Origin of the sequence: Asticcacaulis endophyticus (assembly GCF_014652575.1) — a bacterium.
Classification (GTDB): Bacteria; Pseudomonadota; Alphaproteobacteria; order Caulobacterales; family Caulobacteraceae; genus Asticcacaulis; species Asticcacaulis endophyticus.
Genome location: NZ_BMZB01000001.1, coordinates 391,513 through 412,882 on the forward strand (window position 1 = coordinate 391,513; position 21,370 = coordinate 412,882).

Consider the following 21,370-nt stretch of genomic DNA (forward strand, 5'->3'; position numbering starts at 1 on the left):
ATGACCGTACCCCCCCAAACTCAACCTGTTAAACCTTCCGCCGCCGACCCTGTCGAAGAGTTCCTGAAGCGGCGCAAAAAAGCGACCATCAATGATGTCGCCGCACTTGCACGGGTATCCAAAAAGACCGTCTCCCGGATCATCAATAACTCACCATCGGTGCGCGAAGAAACCCGCGAAGCCGTCAATGCCATCATCGCCCGCATTGGCTTTCGGCCCGATCCGCAGGCACGCGGGCTGGCCTTTCGCCGGTCGTTCCTGCTGGGGCTGATCTATGATAACCCCAACGCCCAGTACATCGTCAACATGCAGATGGGTATTCTGGATAAGGTGCGCGGTTCCGGCATCGAACTGGTGGTCCACCCGTGCGATAAAACCTCCGACAGCTTCCTTGAGGAAATTCGTGACTTTGTGGAATTGCAACGCCTGTCAGGTGTGATCCTGCTGCCGCCGATCGCGGAAAACCGGCAACTTATTCAGGTCTTAGAAGAATTGGCCGTGCCGTTCGTGCGCATCACCGCCCGTCACGGTGACGACAATTCGCCTCCGATCAAGACCTCTCAGGTTGTGTCGCGCGATCGCATGGGCTGCCAGCAGGCCGCCGATCATCTGGTTGAGCTTGGCCACCGGCGCATCGGCTTTATCGAAGGCCCGCACACCTACGCGTCCGCCAAGGAGCGCCGTCAAGGCTTTGCCGAAGGTCTTAAGGCTCACGGCCTCGACATCGATCCTGCGGTCACCGCCGAAGGGGCCTATTCGTTCGAATCCGGCTTTGAGGCAGGCCAGAAAATCCTAAGCCAGCCCGATCGCCCGACCGCCATTTTTGCCTCGAACGATGAGATGGCCATTGGCGCTTATAAGGCCGCCCTGCAAATGGGCCTGTCGGTGCCCGGTGATCTCAGCATCATCGGCTTTGACGACAGCCCGCTGGCGTCACGCATCTACCCGGCCCTGACCACCGTGCGCCTGCCGATACGTGACATGGGTCGCACGGCAGCGGAAACCCTGATTGATCAGGATAACCACCGCAAACACACCATGATTTTCGATGCAGCGCTCGTGGTGCGCGATTCCACAGCCCCCGCCCCCAAAACCTTCAAGCCGTAATGCGGCCATACGCTGAGATACCTTCGCAAATAGTCTCTGGACAAATGTGATGACACCGGTTACCTATGGCGGCAGGGAGTAGCTGAGATGACCGGCCCAGCCAAAAGGTCCGGCGCTTCATAATTATTGGTAACGAATACATGCCCGAAGCCTTGAAACTGAATGAGGATCGCCTCTTTTCGAGCGATCCGTCGCAGCGCGCCATTGCCCGCGAACTGTACGCACTGGTCAAAGATTTTCCGATCCTCAGCCCACACGGCCACACCGATCCGCAATGGTTTGCCGATAACGACTCGTTCGGCAATGCCACCCAGCTATTTCTGGCCCCTGACCATTACATCTACCGGATGCTCTATTCGCAGGGCATCAGTATGGACGATGTCGGCGTCGGCTCAAAGGCAGGACCCAGCCCGGCTGATGCGCGCACGGCCTGGAAGATTTTCGCCAAGAACCAGCACCTGTTTCGTGGCACGCCGACCTCGATGTGGATGGGCTATGTATTCGACCAGATCATGGGCTTTGAGGTTAAGCTGAGCGAAGAGACGGCAGATTTCTATTTCGACCGCATCGGTGAACTGCTGGCATCTGACGCTTATCGTCCGCGCGCCCTGTTTGAACGCTTCAACATCGAACTGCTGGCCACCACGGAATCGCCGACCGATAGCTTAGAGCACCACCAGAAAATCAAGGATTCCGGCTGGCAAGGCCGCGTGGTCACCGCCTATCGTCCCGATCCGGTGATCGATGCCGAACATGAGGATTTTAAATCCAAGCTGAAAGTTTTTGGCGAGCTGTCGGGAGAGGATGTCTATAGCTGGAAAGGCTATCTGCGTGCCCACCGCAACCGCCGCGACTTTTTCATGACTATGGGCGCGACCTCAACCGACCACGGCCATCCGACGGCCAAGACTGCCAATCTGTCACCTGTGGACGCTGAGGCCCTGTTTAACCGCATCATTCGCGGTGGGTTCAGTCTTGATGATGCCGAACTGTTCCGGGCTCAGATGCTGACCGAAATGGCGCGCATGAGCCTCGATGACGGCCTGACCATGCAAATTCACCCCGGCGCCTTCCGCAACCATAACCTCAAGGTATTTGAGACCTATGGCCGCGATAAGGGCTGCGATATCCCGCTGCCGACCAACTATGTCAACGATCTGAAACCCTTGCTGGATGCGTTCGGCAATGAAAAAGACCTGACGGTCATTCTGTTTACGCTCGATGAAACCAGCTATGCGCGCGAACTGGCACCACTCGCCGGACACTATCCGATCCTGAAACTCGGCCCCTCATGGTGGTTCCACGACTCACCCGAAGGCATGACCCGCTTCCGCGAGCAGGTGACGGAGACGGCAGGTTTCTACAACACCGTCGGCTTCAATGACGACACCCGCGCCTTCCTGTCGATCCCGGCCCGTCACGATGTCGCCCGCCGTATCGATGCCAACTTCCTGGCGCGACTGGTGGCCGAGCATCGGCTGGAACTGGATGACGCTGCGGAAACCATCAAGGACCTCACATATAATCTTCCCAAAGCGGCCTATAAGCTTTAAGGGTGGATTAAACGTGATTTAAGATGCTCCGATTTGATTGATTGGAGCATCTGCCCCTCTCCCTGCGAGGCTTACATGTGCGATAAAATTTATCACAAAACCTACTACGCGACCCATCCTGACATGATGACCAATGTCGGCAATCAGGATCTGCGCGATAAGTACCACATGGGTGGCCTGTTCAAAGCCGATGAGATTGTGCTGAATTACACGCACTTTGAACGCTTCGTTATCGGCGGCGCAGCCCCGGTGAACGGCGTCGTCAAGCTGCCAGATCAGACGGAACCCGCGTCGGCTGCCAGTCATCCGTTCCTGGAACGCCGGGAGCTTGGCATTATCAATGTCGGTTCCGGCTCAGGCGTAGTGACCATTGACGGCGTTGATTATGCTCTGGGCCAAAAAGACGGCCTTTATGTGCCGATGGGCACGGCTGAGGTTCTGTTTAAATCGGACGATCCCGCCAACCCCGCCAAATATTATCTGACCTCAACGCCTGCCCATCAGCGCTATGAAACCGTCAAGATTTCGATCGATAAGGCGGTACCGCTGGAGCGTGGATCGCTCGAACAGTCGAACCAGCGCGTCATCTATCAGTACATCGTGCCGACCACCGCCAAGTCCTGCCAGCTTTTGCTCGGCCTGACTGAGCTTGCGCCCGGATCGGTGTGGAACACCATGCCGCCGCACCTGCATGACCGCCGCTCAGAGGTTTATTTCTACTATAACCTCGGTGACAACGACCGCGTCTTCCACTTCATGGGTGAGCCCGACAACTGCCGACATATCGTCATGCAGAACGACGAAGCGGTCGTGTCACCGCCGTGGTCGATCCACATGGGGGCGGGCACATCGAACTACACGTTCATCTGGGCGATGGGCGGGGAAAACCTCGACTACACCGACATGAACGTGCTCGACATCTGTCAATTAAAATAAGCGCTTACGGCTTCCCGGCACGCTGGGGAGCATAGAAACTAGGGAAACACTATCATGACACATCCATTCGATCTGACCGGCAAGGTTGCCCTTGTCACCGGTGCCAATACAGGCCTGGGTCAGGGCATCGCGATTGCTCTGGCTGAAGCCGGTGCCGATATCGCCGCCGCCGGTATCGTGCCGGCTGATGAGACGGCTGAAAAGATCAAGGCTCTGGGCCGCAAGTTTATCAATATCGACGCCAATCTGATCACGATTGAGCCGGTTGACCGCATTGTCAAGGAAACCCTCGACGGCCTCGGTGGTCTTGATATCCTCGTCAATAATGCCGGCCTGATCCGTCGCGCCGACGCTGTTGAGTTCTCGGAAAAAGACTGGGATGACGTCATGAACGTCAACATCAAGTCAGCCTTTTTCATGTCGCAGGCCGCAGGTAAGCACTTCATCGCCCAAGGCTACGGCAAGATCATCAATATCGCCTCTATGCTGTCGTTCCAGGGCGGCATCCGCGTTCCGTCCTATACGGCGTCAAAGTCCGGCATCGCCGGTATCACCCGCCTGCTGGCCAACGAATGGGCGGCTAAGGGCATAAATATCAACGCCATCGCACCGGGCTATATGTCAACCGACAACACGGCTCAGATTCGCGCCGACGAAGCCCGCAACAAGTCGATCCTCGACCGTATCCCGGCCGCCCGTTGGGGTGATCCGGCCGACCTCGGCGGCACGGCTGTGTTCCTGGCGTCGCGTGCGTCTGACTATGTTAACGGCGCGGTTATTCCAGTTGATGGCGGCTGGCTGGCGCGCTAATCCGAACTGAACTTTAGTCAAAAAAGAAAACCCCTTCCGTGCAAACGAAAGGGGTTTTTTGTATCCGCTAAGGCTATAATCGCTTAACCGACAAGGCCCTTGATATAGGCTTTGATCTCTTCGTCCTGCGCGTTGGCAAAGAAGTATTCCGAGAACTTCTCACCGGCCACGGCGGCCTTCAACAGGTCCTGATCAATGGTCTTGAGGACGGTCAGCATGTCCTTGCACGACGCGGCCTTAAGGTCCTTCAGGATACCACGGTTCTTAGCCATGATCTCAGCGCGCTCCTTGGGGTAGCCCAGACCGCGCTCACCGTCGAACAGCTTACGATACACGTCCTGCAGGTTCAGTTCAGCGGCCCAGCCAAAGCCCTTGGCGTAGGGCATCGAAATGGCGTTGCCATCATTGATCTGGCCAAACAGGAAGGCGTCGGTCGGGTCGATCACCAGACCGCAGAAAACGCCGGGCATCGAGTTACAGGCCAGCATGGCGCCCATGCCGGTGCCGCAGCCGGTGACGACGAAATCAGCCGCCTTTGAGTTCAGCAGGATACCGGCCAGAAGGCCGTTCATGACGTAGGTCAGCGAGGCCTTGTCGTCGGCGCCATACATACCATAGTTGAAAACGGTGTGGCCGAGCGGTTCCGCGACCGTCTTGAGCGCGTCAAAAATGATGCCGTTCTTGGCGGCCTGGCTGTTCTCGTTAATCAGAGCAATTTTCATGAGAATGTCTTTCTGCGTATTTATGCGTGGATATGCGCGTAGTCGCTTCAATAGCCCCCGAACGTAGCCTCAGCAACCCCGCATGGGCCCAATTTTCAGCTTTATATATAATCGGCGTTGAAAATGACACCGGTTTCCTATACGAAGGATCACAATAGCAAAAATAACAAAATACACAGCGGGGAAACGTGACTTCAAGCAGCGTCAGGCTTAGCGCCGTCACCAAATCGTTTAACGGCACCGATGTCATCAAGGGTGTCAGCCTTGATGTCAAAAAGGGCGAACTGGTCGTATTTGTCGGCCCGTCCGGGTGCGGCAAATCCACATTGCTGCGCCTGATCGCCGGTCTTGAGACCCCAACATCGGGTGAAATCATCATTGCCGATAAGGACGTGACCTACGCTCACCCGTCCAAGCGCGGTGTGGCGATGGTGTTTCAATCCTACGCCCTTTATCCGCACATGACGGTCGAAGATAACATCGCATTCGCGCTCAAGATTCAGGGCCGCCCCAAGGCTGAAATCCGCGCCAAGGTGCATGAGGTTGCCGAGATTTTGCAACTGGATCATCTGTTGCAACGTCGCCCCAAGGCTTTGTCGGGCGGTCAGCGTCAGCGCGTCGCCATCGGGCGTGCCATTGTGCGCGAGCCGGATGTTTTCCTGTTCGATGAACCCCTGTCCAATCTCGATGCATCCCTGCGCGGGCAGATGCGGGTGGAAATCGCCCGGCTGCACCGCAAACTGGGCGCGACCTCGGTCTATGTGACCCACGATCAGGTTGAAGCCATGACTCTGGCCGATAAAATCGTTGTATTGCGCGCTGGATTGGTCGAGCAGGTTGGCTCGCCGATGACCCTTTATCGCCACCCCGCCAATCTGTTTGTGGCCGGTTTTATCGGCTCACCACGCATGAACATTTTGCCTGCGACCTTTGCCGGATCGACCGCCGACAGCGTGCGCATCCAGACGGCGCAAGGCTCACTGATCATCCCGCGCAAGGATGTCTCGAAACCCGCCTCTGATAAGATCCAGTTGGGTTTGCGGCCGGAATCTTTGAGCCTCACCGCCCCCGGCGCAGAGGCCCATCTGACCGGCTACGTCACCCTGATTGAGCGCCTGGGCGGGGAAACCTTCGCCTATGTCACCCTCAAAGAGTTTGATTGTGAGCCGATCATCATCAAGCTGGACGGCGAAACGGCGGTTCATAATCATCAGGAAGTGGCCCTGACCATCGAGCTTAAGCGCGCCCATCTGTTTGACGCCGACGATCAGGCACTGGGCCACGCGCCTGACTTTGATCCGGCTCAGGTGTAGAGGCCGGCATGTTCAATGACAAAAAAATCGGCTCGCTCTATGTCGCTCCGTTCGTCATCGGCTTTTTGCTGTTTACAGCCTTTCCGTTCGTAGCCTCATTCGTCCTCAGCCTGACTGATGCCCAGTTGCAGGATCAGTTGGGCAGCGCCAATTTCACCGGCATCCAAAACTATACCGAAATGGGCCGCGACGCGACGTTCCAGAAATCGCTCGGCGTCACGTTTTTCTATGTGTTCATCACCGTGCCGCTCAAGCTGGCCTTCGCGCTGTTTATTGCGGTCGTCTTGAATTTTAAACTGCGCGCCATCGGCTTTTTCCGCACCGCCTATTACCTGCCGTCAATCCTTGGTGGCTCGGTCGCCATCGCCATTGTCTGGCGCTTTGTGTTTGCCGGTGACGGCTTGATCAATCAGGCGCTGGAAATGATCGGCATTACCGGCGTCAACTGGCTGGGCGAGCCTAACACCGCCATGTTCTCGATCATCCTGCTACGGTTATGGCAGTTCGGGTCAGCGATGGTGGTGTTTCTGGCGGGCCTTAAAGCTATCCCGGAAGACCTTTATGAGGCCGCTGATCTCGACGGCGCGTCACGGCTGCGTCAGTTCTGGATGATCACCTTGCCGCTGCTGACACCGGTGCTGTTCTTCAACTTCATCATGCAGATCGTGCAAGCCTTTCAGGAGTTTAATGGCCCCTACATCATCACCGGCGGCGGCCCGCTCAAATCCAGCTACCTGCTGCCGCTGATGATCTATGAAGAAGGATTCAAATACTTCAATCTGGGTTATTCCTCGGCCCTGTCGTGGGTGCTGTTTGTCATCATCGCTGTCTTTACCGCCATCGCTTTCTGGTCCCAGAAACACTGGGTCTTCTATGCCCAAGACCGTGAAGATAAAAATGGGGGAGCCCAGAAATGAGCCAGTCTGCAACCGCTGACGCCGGATGGCGTAAACACCTGCCGGTCATCAATGCCTTCATGCGCTACGGCATACTGATTATTATTGGTTTCATGATGCTCTATCCGCTGTTCTGGATGATCGGTGGATCGTTCAAGAACAATCAGGAAATCTTCTCCTCCATCGGTTTCATCCCGAAAGAGCCGACGCTGGATGGCTTTAAAAAGGGCTGGGAGACCTCGACCGAATACACGTTCGCGACCTATCTGATCAACACCATGAAGATCGTGGTGCCCAAGGTGATTGTAACGGTTATTTCGTCGGTTATCGTCGCTTACGGCTTTGCCCGCTTTGCCATTCCGGGCCGTAAGTTGCTGTTTGCGCTGCTGATGGCGACCGTTTTGCTGCCGAAATCGGTTCTCTTGATCCCGCAATATCTGATGTTTCGCGAATTTGGCTGGCTGGATACCTATCTGCCGCTGATCGCCCCGCAGGCCTTTGCGGTTGAGGGCTTCTTCGTGTTCATGATCATTCAGTTCATGCGCTCCCTGCCCATGGAAATGGAAGAGGCCGCGGTCATGGATGGTTGCAACAGTTTTCAGGTGCTGACGCTGGTGGTCGCCCCGGTCATTTTGCCCGCTATTATTTCAGTCGCTCTGTTCCAGTTCATGTGGTCGATGAACGACTTTTTGCAACCGCTGATCTATTTGTCGTCGGTTGAGAAATATCCGGTAGCGCTGGCGCTCAAAATGTCGATCGACGTGACCGAAGCGACCTCATGGAATGAGATTCTGGCTATGTCGACCATTGCTCTGGCGCCGTCCCTGATCCTGTTTTTTGTGGCCCAGAGATACTTTGTCGAAGGCATCACCTCCGGCGCGGTGAAGGGGTAACCATGTCAGATTTGACTCTAGCCGCCACCCGTCTGCATCGCCGCACCCTTCTGCTGGGGGCCGCGGCCGTCACCGGCCTGTCCGCCTGCTCAAAGACCCAAACCTCATCGTCAAACGGGGGGGCTATCACCCTGCGGATGAGCTGGTGGGGCGGCACATCCGCGCATAAGGCCACGCTCAATGCCTTGCAACTGTTTGAAAAACGCCACCCTCATATCCGCGTGCGCGGCGAATATACCGGCTTTACCGGCCATCTGGAGCGCCTGACGACCCAGATCGCGGGCGAGACCGCGCCGGATGTGATGCAGATCAACTGGTACTGGCAGACCCTGTTTTCGCGCGATGGCGAAGGCTTTACCGACCTAAATCAGCATAAGAATGAGATCGATTTCAGCCAGTTTGATGCCCGTACCCTGTCGATGGGCACGACGGGGGGTAAGCTGAATGCCTTGGCCATTTCCAATGCTGCCCGCCTGATGTACCTCAACAAAACCACCTATGATAAGGCGGGCCTAAGCCTGCCCGACACATGGGACTCGCTCTTCGCGCGCGGGCCGCAGTTCAAGGCAAAGCTGGGCGATGCCTATTATCCGCTCGATGGCCTGTTTCAGGATTTCATCGCTCTGGCGCGGTCATACATTGTGCAAAAAACAGGTAAGGCGCTGGTCAATTCTGAGACCAAATCGCTGAACTGTACCCGCGCCGACATGCACGAATATGCCGGGTTTTACGCTAAGATGATCAGCGATCATGTCTGGCCCAGCGCGCAGGTGCGGGCCTCTTATGGCTATCTGCCGCAGCAGGAAATGCGGCCGTGGATCAACGGCGAATTCGCCGGCACCTATCAGTGGAACAGCGCCATTGAAAAATATACCGACACCTTAGCCGGCAAACAGGAAGTGGCGCTGGCGCCCTATCCGATGCGGCCAGGGGCGACCGATGCCGGGCTTCTGTACCGGCCATCGATGATGTTTGCGGTTAATGCCAAATCCCAGCATCCGCGCGAGTCGGCCATGCTGATCAACTTCCTGCTCAATGACCCCGAAGGGGTGCGGGCGATGGAGACCAAACGCGGCGTGCCCGTATCCAAGACCGCGCAAAAAATCCTGCGTGACGACGGCCTGATCGGCAAGCTTCAGCAGGACAGCGAAGACATGCTGGCCCGCCTGCCCATCAATGTGCTGGAAAGCCCCTACTTCGAGCACCCGCGCGTTCGCGACGGTTTTCAGGATATCCTGGAAGCCTTTGGGTATGGCAAGATCACCTTAGAACAGGCCGGTGATGCACTTTATGATGACATCAACGCCATCCTGCACCGGATCATCCGCTAAGGTCATGCCGAACTCGGACACGCCACGCCTGAACCTGATTGCCGATCTGCCGACGGCGCTGACCTTTGAGATTAGCGATGGCAGTATTTACCGGACGGACACGGCGCGCAAAGTTTGGGTCGACGGCGCGCCCGCACTCACCACCGATCTGAATGTCTTTACCCTGACAGGCTTAACGCCCGATACGCTCTATACGGTGACCGTGGACGACGAAGAGCTGATAGCCCGAACCGTCCGGTGCAAGGCCGTGCTTGATCCGCGCGCCTTCGGGGCCAGAGGTGATGGCATCACCGACGACACCGCCGCCTTGCAGGCCGCGATTTCCGCCTGCCCCAGTGATGGCCGGGTGCGGCTGTCCGGCGGCGATTATGTCAGCGGGCCGTTGTTTCTCAAAAGCGATATGGCGCTTGAGATCGCCAAAGATGCCCGCCTTTTCGGGCGGCGCGACATCACGGGATGGCCGATTCTGCCCGGTATTCTCTACGATGATGAAGGGCGCGAAAAGGTCTGGCTGGGCTCATGGGAAGGTGAGGCGCTGAATTGCCATGCCGCCCTCATCAACATCATCGCCGCCCGCAATGTCATGGTTTACGGCGAGGGCGAAATCGATGGGCGGGCAGGTTTTGATACGTGGTGGTCACGGACCAAGACTCCGTTCGGCGAAGGCGATCACGCCGCCTGGCGGCCGCGCCTGATTTCCATCATCGACAGCGAAAAAATAACCCTCGAAGGCCTGACGTTCGCCAACAGCCCGTCATGGACGATCCACCCGCTGAATAGTCGCTGGCTGACCTTTACCAATCTGCAAATCAAGGCCCCCTCCGACAGCCCCAATACCGATGGCCTGAACCCTGAAAGCTGTACTGACGTCAAAATCAGCGGCATTCACTTCACGGTCGGCGATGACTGCATCGCGCTCAAATCCGGCAAGATCAGCATGGCCCGCAAAGCTCTGCGCCCGACCCGACGGGTCAGCATCTCAAACTGCTGGATGCAGAACGGACACGGTGCCATCGTCATCGGCTCAGAAATGGCCTGCGGCGTTTATGACGTTAAGGTGCAGAATTGTCTGTTTACCGGCACGGATCGCGGCCTGCGGATCAAGACCCGGCGCGGACGCGGTAAGGATGCGGTGGCCAGCCACATCCGCTTTGATAATATCCGCATGAAGAATGTCGGCACAGCCTTTGTGATCAACAGCTTTTACTGGTGCGATCCGGACGGCAAGACCGACTATGTCGGCAACCGCAATCCTTTCCCCATTGATGACCGCACGCCGCTAATCGGCGATATAACCCTGACGCGCATATATTGCGATCAAACCCGCCACGCCGCCGCCTATCTGCTGGGCCTGCCGGAACAGCCGATCGACGGCATCCATATCGATGATTTCCGGGTCAGCTTTTCAGAGACCGCCGACGCCGGCTTTCCCGACATGGCCGCCTCGATCCCCGCCGTCGCCCGCAAAGGGCTCTATATCTGCAATGCCCGCAATGTCAGCCTCAATAACCTGTCCCTCAAAGGGTATCTGGGACAGGACATCGAACTGGAAAATGTCCTATGATGAACCTATCCCACAATATCCCCGTCGATGTCATTGATGCACCCATGCGCCGAACATTTACGGTGAGCAACGCGACTATCCGCACCCTGTCGAAATTTGGCGCTCAGGTGCCGGTCTTTATCGGCAACTATTTCAAAAGCTGGGAACCGTACCGTCCGTACTGGAACTACGAAGACGGCATCGTCTGGAAAGGCGCGCTCGATCTTTATCAGACGACTGGCGACGAAGCGTTTCTGGATTATATCCTGAAGGAAATGGAAACCCGCGTTCTGCCCGATGGGTCCATGCCGACCTTCCTGCCGACAGAATATAATATCGACCATATTAATGGCGGTAAGATCCTGTTTCCGCTTTATGAGATCATCGGTGAGGATCGTTTCCGTAAGGCGATGGATATTCAGTTCGCGCAGCTAAAAGACCATCCGCGCACCAAGTCCGGCAATTACTGGCACAAGCAGATTTACCCGCATCAGGTCTGGCTCGACGGCATGTTCATGGCCCAACCGTTTCAGGTTGCCTATGCCCGCATCACCGGCAATGAGGCTTTGTTTGCCGACAGCGTGCAGCAGTTTTCCAATGTTGACCGCCTTTTGAAAAAAGATAACGGCCTCTATTTCCACGGCTGGGACGAAAGCCGTCAGGAGCGCTGGTCGAACCCGGACACCGGCCTGTCGCCCAATGTCTGGGGCCGCGCCATGGGCTGGTGGATCGGAGCCCTGGTCGAATCCTATGAGCACTCCACGGGTCTGGATGAGGCTGGCAGGGCCGAAATTGCCCGCATCACGCGCGATACCTTGAGCGCCCTGCTGAAGTTCCGCTCAGCCAATGGCCTGTGGTATCAGGTGGTCGATCAGGGCGACCGCGACGGTAATTACGAGGAAGCCTCAGCCTCGCTCATGATTTCATACGGTTTGATGAAGGCGGCCCGCCTTGGGATCGTCGGCGATGCTGAACGTATCGCTGGCCCCGACAGCCTTCAGGCCGCCATTGACCGTTTCCTGACGCCCACGGCGCTGAACGGCATTTGCGGCGTCGCAGGCCTTGGCAATGTGCCCTATCGCGACGGCACATTTGCGTATTATATGTCTGAAAAAATCACCCCCAATGACCCCAAGGGCGTCGGGGCGCTGATGTGGAGCCTGAGTGAAGGCCTGAATGAAGGGAAAGCCTGATGCCGTTAAAAGATATTGCCAAAAACTTCGTCACCGCCCGTCGTTCGGCGGCCGCCTTGGCGGATTATCCGGGCACGATCCCGTCGGTTTTGGATGAGTCCTACTTCATTCAGGATCAGGCCATTGCCCTATGGGATAAGCCGGTTATCGGCTGGAAAATCGGGCGACTGGCGCCGGAGCGGCAGGCCGAACATGGCACGGAACGTCTGGCCGGGCCGATCTTTCAACCCATGTTCAAGCCTTATCATGGTGAGCCCGTTCATGTGCCGGTGTTTGAGCATGGCTTTGCCGCCGTTGAGGCTGAATATGTCTTCCGCATCGGCAAGGACGCCCCGGTCGCCAAAACAGATTATACGGAGGCCGAAGCGCTGGATCTGATTGATGCCATGTTCGCCGGTATCGAAATGGCAGGATCGCCATTGCCGACTATAAATAAGCTCGGCCCTACCGTCGTGGCGTCGGATTTCGGCAATAATTTCGGCCTGATTTTGGGGCCGCAACTGATGGCCTTTGATGAGACATCCACGATCGGCGATCTGGATGAAAACGCCGTGAAGGCGTTTCGTGCCACTACTGAAATCGACGGCCATGTGGTCGGCCAGGGCGGCCTGTTCACCATGCCCGGTGGCCCGCTCAAGGCCATCGGCTGGCTGGCCGGGCATCTGGCACGTCGTCAAAAACCGCTGCGCAAAGGCCAGTTGATCTCATCGGGGGCGACCACCGGTATTCATGACATACTGATCGGTCAGGCCGCCACAGTCCGCTTCGATAGCCCAAATCTGTCGCCAACCGAGTTGAAACTGCAAACCTATCGCCTGGAATCAGACGGCCCTGAGCTAGCCTGACGCACGCCTATAAGATGAAATTAACAGCAAAAGCGGCTTAAAATGCCGCTTTTGCGGCATCGGGGCACCCGATAATATGGCAGAATTGCCACTTTTGACAACAACGTCATTTCCATACTTGTTTTATTAAATCATATATGCGTACCATATGCCACCGGTGTCATGGATTATAATGGCCCATGACACCGGTGTCAAATTTTTAGCCGAAGCGGGGCGTCATTCCGGTGCCCTCAAAACAATGACTGATCAGCCACCTCATAAATGAGGGGCATGATCAATGGCAAAAACGGGGAGTTGATCTATGCCTGCCAAAATCACGCACGCTACAGGTGTGCCTAAAATTTATCGTGCCCGCATCCGCTTCGGAGCGTCGCTTGCTGTCCTGATGGCCGCGAGCTTAGGCACCGCCGCCTTCGCGCAAGATACCGCACCGGCCGACGATGTTGAAACGGTTGTCGTCACTGGCTTTCGCGGTTCGCTGCAATCCGCAATCAGCGAAAAGAAGCGCTCGGTCGATATGGTCGACGTTATTAAGGCTGAGGATATCGGTCAGTTTCCGGACCTGAACCTGGCCGAATCCCTGCAACGGATTCCGGGTGTGTCTATCGATCGTGATGGCGGCGAAGGCAAGCAGATCACAGTTCGCGGCCTGAATTCCGAATTTTCGCGTACCCGCCTGAACGGCCTCGAAGCTCTGGCGACGACGGGTTCAAAGGACTCCTCCGGCGGCACCAATCGTGGTCGTGGCTTTGACTTCAACGTCTTTGCGGCTGACCTGTTCAACTCGATCACCGTGCGTAAATCCTTGTCGGCTGAGATTGAGGAAGGCTCGCTCGGCGCCACGGTCGATCTGCAAACTGCCCGCCCCTTCGACTATAAGGGCTTCACCATGGCCGTCGGGGGTCAGGTCGGCTACAACGATCTGGCTAAGGAAACCGCCCCGCGCGGCACCTTCATGATCTCCAATCGCTGGGCAGATGGTAAGTTGGGGGCGCTGCTGTCGGTTGCCTATGGCGAACGCACCGTTATCGAAGATTCCACCAACACCACCCGTTGGGAGAACGCCTATTCGGCCTCTAACGTCGGTCGTTTTGAAAGTTTCTCGACCAATGGCAGCACGACCTTTACCAATATTGCGCCCTGCACGGCCAACGTCACCAACCGCAACTGTAATACCACTGAAGTTAACGCGCAGAACCCGACGCTTACCGGCGAAGCCCAGGCCATAAGCCGTGCCCTGCACCCGCGCATCCCGCGCTACAACCACTTTGAGACCGATCAAAAGCGTCTGGGCATCACCGGTGCGTTCCAGATGCGTCCATGGGAAGGCACGCTCGTTACCATTGACGCCATGCATGCCGAGTTCCAGTCGAACCGCGACGAATGGGAAATCGAAGCCATCTCGTTCAGCCGCAACAATCAGGGCCTGCCCAGAACCGATGTCTATAATTATGAGATCGACGATCAGGGCACTCTGGTTAAGGGCTCGTTCAACGATGTCGATATCCGCTCTGAACACCGCTACGATGAACTGACCACGACCTTTGATCAGTTAAATTTCACCTGGGATCAGAACTGGGGTGAGCGTTTCTCCTCCAAGCTGCTGATTGGTGCGTCGGAATCGTTCCAGGACAACCCGGAACAAACCACCTTCACGTTTGAATCCTATAATGTCGATGGTTATTCATACGACTATACGGATATGACCGCGCCGAAGTTCAACTATGGCACCTCATCGACGGGATGTACCCCGGATCAGGCCTGCTACTGGACCTACTCGTCAAGCACGGCTCTGGGGGACGCATCGCTCATCCGTATTCGTCCGCAAACCGTCCGCAATGAGTTCTCAACCGCACGGCTTGATCTGAAGTACGACCTGAATGAACATTTCACGATCAAGGGCGGTTTTTCGGACAAGTCCTATAAGTTCGATTCAACCGAATATGGCCGCATTTCCAACCTGGCGACACCACAAACCCGCGATGAGAATGCGGCAGGGCTGATCCAGACCACTATCAATGCCGATATCGCTAAATTCGCCCAGACCGTAACGGTTGCCGGGACAAGCTATCTGATCCCTAATCTGGATCTGATCCGCTCGACCTTCAATTACGACTGCCGCTGCGGCACCGCCACGGGCAACACCTATGGCAACTTCTATGTCAATAACACCAACTCATCGTCGCGCACCAACAACCGTAATGCCCGTGAAGATGATAAGGCCTGGTACGTTCAGGTCGATTTCTCAGGCGATATCGCGGGCGTTCCGGTCCGCGGCAATATCGGCACCCGCGAAGTCGAAACGAACCTGACGGCGGTCGGTTATGTAGGTTCCGGCAACAATGCGATCCTGACCACGGTTAAGCGCAGCTACGAAGATTCACTGCCCGCGGTTAATGTCAGCGTAGAGCCGATCGAAAATGTCTTCCTGCGCTTTGCCGCCGCCAAGACCATGGCACGTCCCACCCTGCTCAGCCTGACACCGGGCGGCGGCTCAATCAGCACCACGGCCTTTACCATCACGACGGGCAACCCGGACCTTGATCCGGTTCGCGCCAATACCATGGACTTTTCGCTCGAATGGTATCCCGACAAGGACACGCTGGTCTCGCTGGCGGTCTTCAAGAAAGAGCTGAAGAGCTACATTCAGACGGTTCAGACCAGCAAGACCCTCAGCGAACTGGGTTACGATCCGGCGGATCTGGGCGTCACCGGCGATCCGTCCTTTACGGTCACGACACCGATCAATACCGCCGGTGGCGACCTGACCGGCTGGGAATTCAGCGTCCAGAAACCGTTCACCTTCCTGCCAGGCATACTGTCGAGAACGGGCGGTATCTTCAACTACACCAATGTTGAATCCCAGATCGATTACTATACCTCGCCGACCGCGACCACGACGACCCGCGCCAATCTGCTGGGTCTGTCACCCAAGGCCTGGAATACGACCCTGTATTACGAAGGTCCGGCGGTTTCGGCCCGTGTCGCCTTCGCCTATCGTGACGGTTACCTGTCGCAGTTGAACCCCGGTTCATCCGCTGACTTCTGGGGCAAGAACGAAACCTTCAACATCGATGCCCAGATGACGTGGGAGGTCACCAAGAACCTGACCTTCATCCTCGAAGGCATCAACCTGACCGATGAGGCCGATGACCGCTACATCGCCTACAATACGGCTCAGGGCAACACCGCTCAAAACCTGCTGTATGACTATGGCACGTCCGGTCGCCAATACTATCTGGGCGTCCGCTACAAGTATTAAGCCCCGCGTTTGGTGCGCCGGAGGCAGGTGCCGGTGCATCTTTAGTTGAGTACGCCTGATCTGCCTGACTTTAGGCGCGCTCCTGACCTTCTATGCGCGTCTGACCTTGAGCTTCGCGGCCTTCCCGGCCCGAAGCTCTTTTTTTATGAGACCGGCCAAAAGCGCTTCACAGACACGGTTTTGCGCACTACACACAAACCCATACGGAAAGAGGGAAACTGAACATTATGAAGGCCTTTGCGTGCTTTGGGGAATTGCTGGTACGGCTGACGACGACGGGCGTTGATCCGCTCTATGGCCTGCCGCAACTGGTGCCCTTCATCGGTGGCGCCGAAGCCAATGTCGCCGTCGGTTTGCAACGCCTTGGCCACAAAGCCAAGATGATCAGCGTCATCCCTGACAACGATCTGGGTCTGGCGGCCGTTCAGGAGGTGCGCAAATGGGGCGTTGATACGTCTGATGTCACCACGCAGCCCGGACGGATGGGCCTCTATTTTCTGACCACCGGCGCCATTCACCGCCCTTCGGATATTCTTTATGATCGCGCGGGCTCTGCCTTTGCGACGGCGGATTTCTCTAAGCTGGACTGGCCGGCGCTGCTGGCGAACGCCTCATGGCTGCATGTCTCCGGCGTGACCGCGGCCCTGGGTCAGAACTGCGTCGATGCGGCTCTGGCGGGCATGAAGGCGGCTAAGGCGTTAGGGGTCAAGGTCTCGTTCGACTGCAACTACCGCCCAAAATTGTGGGAAGCGTGGGGCGGCGACGCCCCCACCCTGATCAAGCAGTTAATGTCCCATGCCGATCTGATCTTCGGCGGTTACCGCGATATCGAACTGGTATTCAAAACCAAATTTGACGGCGAAGACGGCTCAATGGCGCGCAACCGCGCCGCCGCCGACCACGCCTTTGCGACCTTTCCCGATCTGATGCGCCTGATCTCCACCCGCCGCACGCAAGTTAATGTCGATCACAACCGTCTGGCCGGGTTGATGTTCACGCGCAGTGAGAGCCTTGAGACCAGGACCTATGACATCGCGGGGATCATTGACCGCATCGGCGGCGGCGATGCCTTTGCGGCCGGTGTGCTGCACGGCATTTTAAGTGGCAAAACTGATCAGGACGCGCTTGATCTCGGCATCGCCTGTGGCTGCCTGAAGCACGCGATTCCGGGCGATTTCAGTCTGGCAAACGCGACTGATCTGAACGCCTTCCTGAGTGACGATGGCTTCGACGTTAAGCGCTAAAATAAAAACTTAGGCTCAGGCCGCCGCCCGCAACGGATTGATCCGGGACTTGGCAATCAGCGTGTTGATCAGCAAATCCGGGTCGATCGGCTTAGCGAGGAAATCCTCAACCCCGGCTTCGGCCCACGCCTTTTGGTGATGTTCCATGGCATTGGCGGTCAGGGCCACGATCGGCGTGTCCTGATTGGGACCGTCCTGATTACGGATCAGTTTCGTCGCCTCAATCCCGCCCATGACCGGCATCTGCATATCCATCAGGATGATGTCAAAGGCTTCCGAGCGGCACAGGTCAACCGCCTGCTGACCGTTTTCAGCCATCACCCAGCGCCAGCCCAGAGGCTGCACAAACAGCGACACAATCCGGCGGTTGACCTCATGGTCATCGACAATAAGGATGGTGCGCGGCCCTTCCGCAGGTGCTTCATCCGCCTCAACCGCATCAAAGCCCTCCGGCATGTCGATCGCCGTCAGCAGCAGACTGTCGTAAGGCAAGCTGAGCGAGAAACACGACCCGTGGCCAAGGCTGGAGCGCACCGAAATATCACCGCCCATAAGCTGGGCCAGCTTGCGTGAAATGGCCAGTCCCAAACCCGTCCCGCCATAGCGGCGCGTCGTCCCGGCATCGGCCTGTTCAAAGCTTGAGAAAATGCGCTCCAACTGATCGCCCGCAATACCGATGCCCTGATCCTCGACATCAAAGCGCAGTTCAGTATGTCCGGATGCGTTGGGCAAGCGATAGACCCGCACGATGATCAGCCCCTTGGCGGTGAACTTGACCGCATTGGACAGGAGATTGAACAGGATCTGGCGCAGGCGCAGGGGGTCAATCATGATCTGCGACGGCAGATCATCCTCTATCTCAAGTAACAGGCGGACATTCTTGATCTGGGCCTGCGGCGACCACAGTTGTCCTACACCGGTAACGAGGTCTTTAAGGTCAATCGCCGCCCGCTCAATCGACATCTTGCCGGCTTCGATTTTTGAGATATCCAGCACGTCATTCAGCAGGCCCATCAGAACCTCAGACGCATTGCTCAGCATACGGACGTGGTCGCTTTGCTCATCGTTAAGCGGCGTGCGCTTCAGCAAATTCGCCGCCGAAAGGACCGCGTTCATAGGCGTGCGGATTTCGTGGGTGATAACTGCCAGGAAATTGGTTTTGGCTGCACTCTCATTCTCCGCCAGCTTACGCGCCTCCTGCGCTTCGTCCTTGGCTACCTTAAGATCCAGCAGGCTCTGATTGTTCTGACGCACCGCCCAGGCCAGATTGCCCAGAAACACGAACGTGCCGACATTGACGATAAACAGGGTGAATGAGTTGTGCCCCGGCTCAATCACCGCCGTAACCGATGGCAGGAACAGCAGATAAAGCGCGTGCGGCAACAGGCCCGCAAACAGGTAGGTGCGGCGATTATAAAGCTGCAAGGTCACATGCAGCAAAGCGCCACAGATCGAAATGACCGCGAAAATCCGGCCCTCTTCGCCGCCGAAAATCCACGTATAGGCCGACATGGCGGAGAAGATCAGGGTGCTTAAGGCAATCGCGATAATAAACTTGGCTTCGTCGCCCTGCTTTTTTGGATTTTTAAGCGCGGCCTTAAACAGATTATTGTCGATAATCTGCGACACGAAATAGACCAGAAACCAGACCACCGGCCAGATGGATGGCTCCAGCAGCATGGCCGTGCCGCCCAGAAAGCCCGCAAGTCCCAGCCGTGTGCGCAATCCCTTAACGCGGGATTTGGCAATTCCGATGAAAATAGCATCGCGCATGGGCACTCTAATCCGTTCGCTTAAAACGCGAACTTAGCCCAAAACCTTTAAAAGAGTTTTAGTTTACGACCTTATCGACGCTGGCACGGGTAACTTCGTGGTAACCGGCCCTCGCGTCAGCATAGACCCGGCGCGCCATAGCCTGCCCCCAACCCGACTGATCCATCAGATCGCGGTACAGCGGCGTGATGAATTTACGCCGTCCCTGCGAGGTCAGGAAGGTTTCCAGTGCCGGCATGGCCGGTTCATAATGATGGGCAATCGCCAGTTTCAGCCATAGAAACAGGATTTCTGAATTGTGACTTTCGGAGAATTTAAACGCGTCATCCACACTTGCCATCTGTGCCACCGTCAGGGTTTCCGGCATCTGGTTTAAGAACCTTTGCCATTCCTGCGTCGTCCAGTTCGCGGTCTGTAACTCAGCCGGTGCCGTACCGCTGATAAAAGCCGCCACTTGCGCGTCGACCTTATCGAACGCATCGGATTTCGGGACAATTATATTGGCGGGCAGACCCGGATCGTAGATCCAGGCGCGAACATTGATCTTATCTTCCAGCGCCTTATCGCCCTTGAGCAGATTTTCGCGCAGGTCTTCGATAAAAGCCTCAGACGTCATGCTCTGGAAGGCATAGCGGTTGAAATAGCCCTTCAAATAAGCATCAAACCGGCGTCGCCCAACGGCCTCTTCGATCACCCGCAGGAAAGACGCGCCTTTTTCATAAGGAATTTCGGAGAACCCATCGTCGGGATGCTTACCCTTAAGGTCGATATAGAGCGCCGTCAGTTCCGGATGCTTATCATCCATGTAGCCCTTAACCGTGTCCTGAAGGTCCTTATAGCCCAGGGTGCGCAGCATGCCGGCGCGGTCCTTGCCATAAAGCTCTTCCATAATGCGGTTCTCAAAATAGACCGTGAAGCCTTCGTTGAGCCAGAAGTCATTCCAGGTGGCGTTGGTGACAAGGTTCCCTGACCACGAATGGGCCAGTTCATGGGCGACCAGCGACACCAGTGAGCGATCCCCCGCCAGAATGGTCGGTGTCGCAAAGGTCAGGCGCGGATTTTCCATGCCCCCATAAGGAAAGGATGGCGGCAGCACCAGAATATCATAACGGCCCCAACGATAGGGTCCATAAAGCTTTTCGGCGGCCCCGACCATTTTTTCGACATCGACAAACTCATCGGCGGCGGCTTCGACCGTGACTTTTTCGGCATAGACACCGGTGCGCTTACCCAGGGGCCGGAAATCAATCTCGCCCACAGCAATCGCGATCAGATAGGGCGGGATAGCCTCGTCCATCTTGAAACGATAGGCTTTTTTACCCGGTGCATCGATCACATCTTCGCCGTCGGGCGTCAGCATATCGGCGCTCATCACGGCCTTGAGGGCGCGCGGGGTCACGATACGGGCACTATAGGTCTGGCGGATGGCGGGGCTGTCCTGCGTCGGCAGCCACGACCGGGTCAGTATGGCTTGACCTTGCGAAAACAGGAACGGCTGCTGCTTGCCTGCGGTTTGGGACGGTGCCAGCCATTGCAGGGCTTCGGTCTTAGCGGTCGTTTCATAGCGCACGATAATCTTTTGCGCGCCCTGCGGCAGTTCAATCGTTAGCGGCGCGCCCAAAATCGGATCGGCCTTACCCAGCGCATATTTCAGCGGTGCCCCGGCGGCATCGGTCACACCCAAAATGTTCAGCGCCTTGGTGTCGAGGATAACCTGACGGGCATCGGGCTCCGTCTCCAGCGACAGCGCCGCCGTGCCGGACAAAACCTTGCGGTCAAAATCCGCCGTCAGGTCCAGATCAACATGGCGCACCCGCGCTTCCAGCGGTTTAGCATAGGAATGATGGTCAACAGCCTTGGCGGCAATCGCCAGCGGGGCGGCGCTACCCTCGTCCGGTTTGGGTGAGCAGGCCGCCACGGCACACAGCATGGCCAACGCCATCCCAACG

General features: G+C 56.8%; 16 protein-coding genes. 13 read left to right on the top strand and 3 right to left on the bottom strand.

Going from position 1 to position 21,370, the window contains the following annotated elements; all coding sequences use genetic code 11:
- The 4 genes from IE102_RS01860 (at nucleotide 1) to kduD (ending at nucleotide 4,406) form a co-directional block, all read left to right on the top strand.
- A complete protein-coding gene (locus IE102_RS01860; RefSeq protein WP_189484675.1) occupies nucleotides 1–1,107 on the top strand; it encodes a LacI family DNA-binding transcriptional regulator in 1,107 nt (368 codons plus the stop codon).
- A gap of 140 nt (nucleotides 1,108–1,247) precedes the next feature.
- Nucleotides 1,248–2,660: a glucuronate isomerase gene (gene uxaC / locus IE102_RS01865; protein WP_189484676.1), complete on the top strand. Its 1,413-nt coding sequence runs from the start codon at nucleotides 1,248–1,250 to the stop codon at nucleotides 2,658–2,660.
- Between the two features lie 75 nt (nucleotides 2,661–2,735).
- Nucleotides 2,736–3,596: a 5-dehydro-4-deoxy-D-glucuronate isomerase gene (gene kduI, locus IE102_RS01870; RefSeq protein WP_229807520.1), complete on the top strand. Its 861-nt coding sequence runs from the start codon at nucleotides 2,736–2,738 to the stop codon at nucleotides 3,594–3,596.
- Between the two features lie 54 nt (nucleotides 3,597–3,650).
- The gene (kduD, locus tag IE102_RS01875) at nucleotides 3,651–4,406 is read left to right on the top strand and encodes a 2-dehydro-3-deoxy-D-gluconate 5-dehydrogenase KduD (protein WP_189484677.1); all 756 of its coding nucleotides are present in this window, start codon (nucleotides 3,651–3,653) and stop codon (nucleotides 4,404–4,406) included.
- Nucleotides 4,407–4,489: 83 nt separating this feature from the next.
- Here the strand turns inward: kduD and IE102_RS01880 are convergent, their stop codons facing one another.
- The gene (locus IE102_RS01880; protein ID WP_189484678.1) at nucleotides 4,490–5,128 is read right to left on the bottom strand and encodes an RpiB/LacA/LacB family sugar-phosphate isomerase; all 639 of its coding nucleotides are present in this window, start codon (nucleotides 5,126–5,128) and stop codon (nucleotides 4,490–4,492) included.
- Nucleotides 5,129–5,316: 188 nt separating this feature from the next.
- On the opposite strand from IE102_RS01880, the gene IE102_RS01885 reads away from it, so the two are divergent.
- From IE102_RS01885 to IE102_RS01925, 9 genes are all read left to right on the top strand, one after another.
- Nucleotides 5,317–6,441 carry an ABC transporter ATP-binding protein gene (locus IE102_RS01885; RefSeq protein ID WP_189484679.1) on the top strand — a complete coding sequence of 375 codons (1,125 nt, stop codon included), beginning with the start codon at nucleotides 5,317–5,319 and terminating at the stop codon, nucleotides 6,439–6,441.
- An 8-nt stretch (nucleotides 6,442–6,449) separates the two neighbouring features.
- Nucleotides 6,450–7,358, top strand: coding sequence for a carbohydrate ABC transporter permease (locus tag IE102_RS01890; protein WP_189484680.1), 909 nt, complete (start codon nucleotides 6,450–6,452; stop codon nucleotides 7,356–7,358).
- Entirely contained in the window at nucleotides 7,355–8,230 is an 876-nt protein-coding gene (locus IE102_RS01895) for a carbohydrate ABC transporter permease (protein ID WP_189484681.1), read from the top strand. The genes IE102_RS01890 and IE102_RS01895 overlap by 4 nt, the downstream gene beginning before the upstream one ends.
- A gap of 2 nt (nucleotides 8,231–8,232) precedes the next feature.
- On the top strand, nucleotides 8,233–9,561 hold the full coding sequence (locus IE102_RS01900; RefSeq protein ID WP_189484682.1) for an ABC transporter substrate-binding protein: 1,329 nt from the start codon (nucleotides 8,233–8,235) through the stop codon (nucleotides 9,559–9,561).
- On the top strand, nucleotides 9,521–11,125 hold the full coding sequence (locus IE102_RS01905) for a glycoside hydrolase family 28 protein (RefSeq protein WP_189484683.1): 1,605 nt from the start codon (nucleotides 9,521–9,523) through the stop codon (nucleotides 11,123–11,125). The genes IE102_RS01900 and IE102_RS01905 overlap by 41 nt, the downstream gene beginning before the upstream one ends.
- The gene (locus tag IE102_RS01910) at nucleotides 11,122–12,297 is read left to right on the top strand and encodes a glycoside hydrolase family 88/105 protein (protein ID WP_189484684.1); all 1,176 of its coding nucleotides are present in this window, start codon (nucleotides 11,122–11,124) and stop codon (nucleotides 12,295–12,297) included. Before IE102_RS01905 ends, IE102_RS01910 begins: the two co-directional genes overlap by 4 nt.
- Nucleotides 12,297–13,142 carry a 2-keto-4-pentenoate hydratase gene (locus IE102_RS01915; protein WP_189484685.1) on the top strand — a complete coding sequence of 282 codons (846 nt, stop codon included), beginning with the start codon at nucleotides 12,297–12,299 and terminating at the stop codon, nucleotides 13,140–13,142. Before IE102_RS01910 ends, IE102_RS01915 begins: the two co-directional genes overlap by 1 nt.
- Nucleotides 13,143–13,443: 301 nt before the next feature.
- On the top strand, nucleotides 13,444–16,404 hold the full coding sequence (locus IE102_RS01920) for a TonB-dependent receptor (protein ID WP_229807521.1): 2,961 nt from the start codon (nucleotides 13,444–13,446) through the stop codon (nucleotides 16,402–16,404).
- A gap of 227 nt (nucleotides 16,405–16,631) precedes the next feature.
- Nucleotides 16,632–17,648: a sugar kinase gene (locus IE102_RS01925; protein ID WP_189484686.1), complete on the top strand. Its 1,017-nt coding sequence runs from the start codon at nucleotides 16,632–16,634 to the stop codon at nucleotides 17,646–17,648.
- A 15-nt stretch (nucleotides 17,649–17,663) separates the two neighbouring features.
- Here the strand turns inward: IE102_RS01925 and IE102_RS01930 are convergent, their stop codons facing one another.
- Nucleotides 17,664–19,421 (bottom strand): ATP-binding protein, encoded by a 1,758-nt coding sequence (locus tag IE102_RS01930; RefSeq protein ID WP_189484687.1) that lies wholly within the window; start codon nucleotides 19,419–19,421, stop codon nucleotides 17,664–17,666.
- Between the two features lie 58 nt (nucleotides 19,422–19,479).
- Nucleotides 19,480–21,363 carry a M1 family metallopeptidase gene (locus IE102_RS01935; RefSeq protein ID WP_229807522.1) on the bottom strand — a complete coding sequence of 628 codons (1,884 nt, stop codon included), beginning with the start codon at nucleotides 21,361–21,363 and terminating at the stop codon, nucleotides 19,480–19,482.
- Nucleotides 21,364–21,370 lie beyond the last annotated feature (7 nt).

Coding starts and splice junctions, on each gene's coding strand:
- IE102_RS01860 (WP_189484675.1), top strand. CDS start 1: ATGACCGTACCCCCCCAAACTCAACCTGTTAAACCTTCCGCCGCCGAC.
- uxaC (WP_189484676.1), top strand. CDS start 1,248: ATGCCCGAAGCCTTGAAACTGAATGAGGATCGCCTCTTTTCGAGCGAT.
- kduI (WP_229807520.1), top strand. CDS start 2,736: ATGTGCGATAAAATTTATCACAAAACCTACTACGCGACCCATCCTGAC.
- kduD (WP_189484677.1), top strand. CDS start 3,651: ATGACACATCCATTCGATCTGACCGGCAAGGTTGCCCTTGTCACCGGT.
- IE102_RS01880 (WP_189484678.1), bottom strand. CDS start 5,128: ATGAAAATTGCTCTGATTAACGAGAACAGCCAGGCCGCCAAGAACGGC.
- IE102_RS01890 (WP_189484680.1), top strand. CDS start 6,450: ATGTTCAATGACAAAAAAATCGGCTCGCTCTATGTCGCTCCGTTCGTC.
- IE102_RS01895 (WP_189484681.1), top strand. CDS start 7,355: ATGAGCCAGTCTGCAACCGCTGACGCCGGATGGCGTAAACACCTGCCG.
- IE102_RS01900 (WP_189484682.1), top strand. CDS start 8,233: ATGTCAGATTTGACTCTAGCCGCCACCCGTCTGCATCGCCGCACCCTT.
- IE102_RS01905 (WP_189484683.1), top strand. CDS start 9,521: ATGATGACATCAACGCCATCCTGCACCGGATCATCCGCTAAGGTCATG.
- IE102_RS01910 (WP_189484684.1), top strand. CDS start 11,122: ATGATGAACCTATCCCACAATATCCCCGTCGATGTCATTGATGCACCC.
- IE102_RS01915 (WP_189484685.1), top strand. CDS start 12,297: ATGCCGTTAAAAGATATTGCCAAAAACTTCGTCACCGCCCGTCGTTCG.
- IE102_RS01920 (WP_229807521.1), top strand. CDS start 13,444: ATGCCTGCCAAAATCACGCACGCTACAGGTGTGCCTAAAATTTATCGT.
- IE102_RS01925 (WP_189484686.1), top strand. CDS start 16,632: ATGAAGGCCTTTGCGTGCTTTGGGGAATTGCTGGTACGGCTGACGACG.
- IE102_RS01930 (WP_189484687.1), bottom strand. CDS start 19,421: ATGCGCGATGCTATTTTCATCGGAATTGCCAAATCCCGCGTTAAGGGA.
- IE102_RS01935 (WP_229807522.1), bottom strand. CDS start 21,363: ATGGCGTTGGCCATGCTGTGTGCCGTGGCGGCCTGCTCACCCAAACCG.